Here is a 5,633-nt window from a genome sequence, read left to right as displayed (position 1 = left end):
CATTCACGAGCCCATTGATCGCCAACCGCCTCCGGAAACCGTCGACAAACGCTGTTCTTAGAGATCAACGAAGCCACCACCCGTTTCCCCCGCACGGTGGTGTGCAGGACCGCTCATGCCACCGCCTATGCCGCGCTCGGCCATCGCTACACGGGCCGCCTGAACAGCCCACGCCAGCCGGCCTGGAAGGTCGGACAAGCGCTCGGTATCACCAAGCCCGTCGCATCGGCGATCACGAGATCGGCACCCGCACGCTCTCTCACACCGTGCTGCGCACCGTCACACGCTTTTGCTACTCCACCGACCGCGACCTGGCCGACCACCACGTGCCGGCCCTGCGCCGTCTGGACACGCCTGGCGAGCATGCACAGCTCGCCAGCGTCATCGTGCCGGTCGCGGTCAAGGCCTGGACCGATCTGCAGAACCCCGACCGGGGTGTGGTGCGCTTCGAGCACGATCACTACCTCAGAATGTGGGCCTTGACCGACCCGAAGATCGAAGCGGACTTTCTCCTCCTGGATGAGGCTCAGGACACCAACCCGGTTCTGGAGAAGGCCTTCGCCGCCCAGCAGGGCCACGCCCAGCTCGTCATGGTCGGCGACTCCGCCCAGGCCATCTACGGCTGGCGCGGTGCCCGCGACGTGATGACCGGCTTCGACGCCACAGCCCTCTCGCTGACCCGTTCCTTCCGCTTCGGCCCTGTGATCGCCGAAGAGGCCAACCGGTGGCTGGCACTGGCCGCCGCCCCCATCCGACTCACCGGCACTGACACCGTCCCCGCTGAGGTCGGCAGCCTCAACTGCCCCGAGGCGCTGCTGTGCCGCACCAACATCGGCGCCATGACCGAGGTCATGCGCCTGCTCGCCGCCGGTCACCGCGTAGCGCTCACCCGTGGAAGGCAGCAGTTGGCTGCGCTGGCGCTCGCCGCCCGCGACCTCAAGGACGGCCGACGCACCTGTCACCCCGAGCTCGTCCTGTTCGCCTCCTGGTGCGAACTGCAGGACTATGCCGCCCACGATCCTGCTGGCCGTGACGTCCAGCCATTCGTGGACCTCGTCGACACCCACGGCCACGACGCCATGCTCGCCGCCGTCGACCAGCTCACCGACGAGGACCATGCCGATGTAACCGACTGCACCGCGCACACCGCGAAAGGCCGCGAGTGGCCACGGGTCAAGATCGCCGACGATTTTCCCCACCTAAGGACAGTGACCAGCGCGACAGCCAGGGCCGTCCCATCCCCGAGCCGATCGCTGACACCGACGCCCGCCTCGCCTACGTCGCTGTCACCCGCGCTCGCCACCAGCTCGACCTCGGCGGCCTGGCATGGATCGACAGCTACCCTGCTGCCCCCAGTGCGGCGTGAAGGCCGCCTCATTCGGCCTGTCAGCGGTAGGCGCTGACAGCCGCCAGCGCGAAATCCCGGATCGCCTCACCCGCGGTACGGCCACGCTCGAGGAGGGCGTTGCGTGCGCGGATAGCACTGTCGTTGTGCTTTGCCCTTCAGGCATTTGGTCAGCGCCGGCGCCAGGTTCGCACTTCGAGGTGGAGGATCTGCGCGTCTTCCCGGATGCGTCCAGTCTCAACCAACCAGTGATGGACGGCGGCGGTGACGTCTCCACCCGCAGCGTCGACGCGGCGGGCGAAGTCGGCAGCGTCGAAGCCACCCGTCTGAGCAGAGCCGTAGGAGCGTTCCTCGGTGTGGTCGGCTCGCTGGATCACGTCGCGGCGGATGCCGGGTGAATCGGTGCGAGCACCCGAGGGGTGCAGGTAGCCGGTCTTGGCCAGGCGGACAGTGAGGGCAAGACGCAGGTCCTGATGGGCCGCTTCGGCGATCAGGGGGCGCAGGCGGGCGGATCCGGAGGCGATGGCCTGGGCGCCGACACGGCCCGTTCCGGAGCCGGTGGGGGTGATCAGGACGGCTTTGGTGCGCACGCGCGCGCGGGTGCCGGCGGCGGTGGTGCGGCGCTGGGTGTGGCGGGCGGCGAGGGCGGCGAGTTCGGGCAGGTCGGTGATGCCGCCGGTCTCGACAGCAGTCAGGACCTGCTGGAGGGCGGGGACGAAGGCTGCGCCTTTGTTCTTGGTGTAGAACTGCGAGACTAGGGACGGGTCGCGGTCGATGATGCGGGCGATGTCCCGTTTGGTGTAGCCGGCCTGTTGGAGCCGGTCGGCGAGGCGGGCCGCCTCGTTCAACTGGGCCCGCGTCCTTGGCTGTTTGCGGCGGGGGCGGGACGGCATCAGCTCTCCTGGCGGGTGGTGAGGGCGGCTCGTCCGGCGTCGCGCAGGGCGAGGAGTTCTTCTTCCGTGGTGGGAGCGGCAACGGGGCCGGTGAGGTGTCCCTTGAGGAGGTAGTCGCCGGGCTGGTGGTGGTAGGGCCAGCGGTGGGGCTGGGTGAGGTAGAGGGCGTCGGTGCGGAAGGCGACGACGGTGCCGGGCTCGGTGTGCAGGGCTCCGGCGTAGGTGTCGTCGTCGCGGTGGCGTTGGGTGAGCAGGGCGGCGCGGGCGGCGGACCAGATCGCGGCGGCCCATTCCGGGTGGGCGTTGGGGTCGCGGGTGAAGCCAGTCGGTTTCTGCCAGGTGATCAGTTCGTTGTCGAAGCCGATGATTTCGGCGTCCGGCGGTACGTCGCGTTCCATGGTGCGTGGGGTGGTGCCGGTGACCATGCGGGGGCGCTGGGCGAAGGAGCCGATGCCGTAGAGCAGGATGGAGCGCACGGCCCGGGAGGCGAGGTGGGCGGCGCGGGCCTGCTGGGGATCGCCCTGGAAGTGGGCCTGCGCGGAGAGGTTGGTCCAGGTCTCCTTGAGCTTTTTGGCCCAGTCGTCCAGCGGTTTGCCGTCCTCCCACAGGATGCCGTCGAGGATTTCGATCTTCCACGGTGTCAGGGGGTTGGTCAGGGCGGTGTGGATCTCGGGGCCGCCCGCCCAGGTGGTGAAGGTGGTTCCGGGCTGGGCGGGGTAGTGCCAGGCGCGGTCTCCGGGTGCGGGTGCGGGGAGGAGACCGACATGGTTCCAGGTGTCGGGCACGGTGACGCGCACGTGCCAGTGCCCGCACCCGTACAGGGCCCGCATCTGTTCCTTCTCGCTCCAGGCGGCGAAGGAGTGGGCGGTGATGCGACGGGGTGTGCCGACGGGGGATTTCCAGGTGTGCTTGGCGTAGGCGAAGGTGCGGTCGTACTCGACGAGTTGGGGCAGATACTCGGGCACGCGGGGCGGGGTGAGCAGCTCGTTGCGGCCCTGTCCGGCTGTGGCGTGGAGCAGGCCGCGCAGTTCTTCCGACAGGACGGGGAAGCCGTCGGCGTGCTGGCCGCGGGTGGGGATGGTGCGCGTCCACAGGTCGCGGCCGGTCTGAGAGGGGGAGCCCATGATGACCGCGTCGTCCCAGTGGCGGCGTAGCGCCTGCCACAGCAGCACGAACGCGTCGCGAATGGTGTGAGGGTCGTCGCCGTCGGTGTCGAACCACTCCCCCACCGAGCGGATCTCCACGCGCATGTCGCCGCTCTCGGACTGGTAGCGGCCGACGGGGTTGCGGGCGTGGACGAAGTGTCCGGCCATGCGGTCGCGTCCGCGGCCCGTATCGGTACGCCAGCCCGGGATGGGGGCGTTGAGCCAGGCGGCGACGCCGTCACGCAGGTAGGGGTAGCGGTCAGCGTCCCGGTGCCACGGGTCGCCTGCGGTGACGTAGATCCGCTCCACGCCCTCGGGGATGGTATGGAAGACGGCGGTGAGGATGTCCGCGGCAGAGCGGCTGGCGAGGTCGAGGTGGTGGGTCTGGCTGCGGTGGACCAGGACCCCTGCGGTGGCGTCCAGGAAGACCGTGGAGCGCGCCTGCTGGGTGAAGTTCGGGCGGGTGGAGACCAGGCCGGGGGTGTGGGCGAACCAGGCGTCACCGCTGGAACCGGCAGGAATCGCCGGCAGTTCCCGCGGCGCCTCCGGGGGTGCGGCGGGCGGCCTCGAGGACGCTGTGTGTGCCCCGTCAGGGGCAGCAGTGCCTGCGGAGGCGCCGGCATCTGTGGGTGTTGGAGCTGCCTGTGTCTGCGCCAGCAGTGAGGCTACGGCTTCGGAAGGAGCCTTCACGGGGGACGGCTTCGGTGCCGGTGGCTGCGGGGCTTGCTGTACGGCAAGGCTGTCGGGCGCCAGATTGGGGGCGAGGGCGACGATGTCGGCCACGCTCAGTCCGGCCGCCGGGGCGATCCGTTCCGCTTTCGCCTTCTCATAGGAGGCCAGATGGACGATCCGCTTGTTCCGGTCCGCTTCCAGCTTCTCCAGCACGGCCCGCACCTTCTTGATCTGGTCCCGCACACCGCGCAGGTCTGCCAGCGCGGCGTTGAAGCTCTGTGCGTCCATAAGGCTTTCCTTGTCCGGACCTGGTCAGTGAGCTGTGGCGTTCGTGGGCACGTAGGCGATGGCTCCGCCCGAGTGGGAGGTCAGCCGGGTGCCGAGGAGCAGTTCGGCGAGCTGGCGATCGCTGTCTGCGGTGGAGGCGATAGTGATCTTTGGGGTGGCGAGGTCGGTGACGTAGCCGGTCAGCCGGGCCTCGGGGAAGGCATGCCGGCCTTCGGTGTTCTTCTCCCACCGTTCCAGGCCGGTCAGAACGGCCACAACGTAGCCGGACAAGGTCACCGGCAGTACTCCCCCGGCAGCGACACTGGCCGCGTCGCACCTCCACCAACCGCGCAGAGCCTTGAGGAGATCGTCGGGAGTGAGCGTGGCGGCGAAACCGATCCAGTCCCGCTCCGGGTCGTCTGCCCGCCGGGCCGTGTCGACTCTCAGGACGGCGATCTCTTGCACGCCCAGCCGGCCCAAAGGCGCGTACCGGCGCGCACTGAGGGCCTGCACGACGGACAACGGGATCATGACGCGCACACCGCGATGGGACAGACCGGGCAGCAGATTTGCTTGGACCAGGCGCCGGAAGGTCGTGACGGCGCAGCCCAGCTCTCCGGCCGCTTGTCCGGTCGTGAGTAGCACCCCAACCCTCTCGCAATCCCCACTCTGATATCTGATCAGGCATGCATACTAGGCAGGAACGACGAGGGCAGTCAAAGTGTGTGCCGGTCGGATCACGCGATGCGGCTCTTCGCTAACTGGGAGGCTCTGATGACTGATTGCAGCCATGCGGCCGGGCCAGGGCTGGCTCTTACATAATCGTTCGGGGAGTTGCACCTGCGAGGTGCGCGCGGGCCGCCATAGCTCGCCCACCAGCTCGAACGCGAGGTCCGCGCCCGCTGGCAGCCGCAGATCCGTGCCAAGGCCAAACAGAACGCGGCCACCACCGCCGGCATCATGATCGACGCCCAGGCCCGCTTCGGCTACACCGCCGCCCGGCAGCACCGACGACGCCCGCATGCGTCACCTCGCCCTTGCCCTGCCCCCACAACACGCCGCTCGCCTCTTCACAGCCCAGGAAGAAGGCGCCGCCAAGGTCCGGCTCCGACGCATCGCCGCCGAGGCCCTGGGCAAGGTCTACTTCACGGCTGCAGGACCCCGCCGGGCCGGGACCCCCGACAAGACGCTGCCTAGCTTTATCTTTAATCTCGGAGTCCGAACGAGTCCTCGTACTTGATCACTCGGATTGGTAACTGCCGTACGTACAGGCGGCCTTCGGTTGAGCATGTGATCCGACCAAGGAACACA

Annotated in this window: 3 protein-coding genes and 2 pseudogenes; 2 read left to right on the top strand and 3 right to left on the bottom strand. The window is 68.8% G+C overall.

Features of this window, described 5'->3' with window-relative positions:
- Window positions 1-72: 72 nt before the first annotated feature.
- Window positions 73-1,366 (top strand): annotated as a pseudogene (locus tag AAHZ94_RS27515) (UvrD-helicase domain-containing protein); the annotation flags it as partial.
- Between the two features lie 149 nt (window positions 1,367-1,515).
- Here the strand turns inward: AAHZ94_RS27515 and AAHZ94_RS27510 are convergent.
- Genes AAHZ94_RS27510 through AAHZ94_RS27500 form a run of 3 tightly spaced genes read right to left on the bottom strand, consistent with a single transcriptional unit; the run spans window position 1,516 to window position 4,853 of the window.
- A complete protein-coding gene (locus AAHZ94_RS27510) occupies window positions 1,516-2,238 on the bottom strand; it encodes a helix-turn-helix domain containing protein (protein WP_349996152.1) in 723 nt (240 codons plus the stop codon).
- Complete coding sequence (locus AAHZ94_RS27505) at window positions 2,238-4,343, bottom strand: hypothetical protein (RefSeq protein WP_349996150.1); 2,106 nt, start codon at window positions 4,341-4,343, stop codon at window positions 2,238-2,240. The genes AAHZ94_RS27510 and AAHZ94_RS27505 overlap by 1 nt, the downstream gene beginning before the upstream one ends.
- 24 nt (window positions 4,344-4,367) lie before the next feature.
- Entirely contained in the window at window positions 4,368-4,853 is a 486-nt protein-coding gene (locus AAHZ94_RS27500) for a DNA-binding protein (protein ID WP_349996154.1), read from the bottom strand.
- 336 nt (window positions 4,854-5,189) lie between these two features.
- On the opposite strand from AAHZ94_RS27500, the pseudogene tpg reads away from it, so the two are divergent.
- Window positions 5,190-5,562: pseudogene (tpg, locus tag AAHZ94_RS27495) on the top strand (telomere-protecting terminal protein Tpg); the annotation flags it as partial.
- Window positions 5,563-5,633: the final 71 nt, after the last annotated feature.

It is taken from the genome of Streptomyces sp. HSW2009 (assembly GCF_040240285.1).
In the GTDB taxonomy this organism is placed as follows: domain Bacteria; phylum Actinomycetota; class Actinomycetes; order Streptomycetales; family Streptomycetaceae; genus Streptomyces.
Note: the sequence above shows the minus strand (reverse complement) of the source record. Positions and strands in the feature narration are given on the sequence as shown.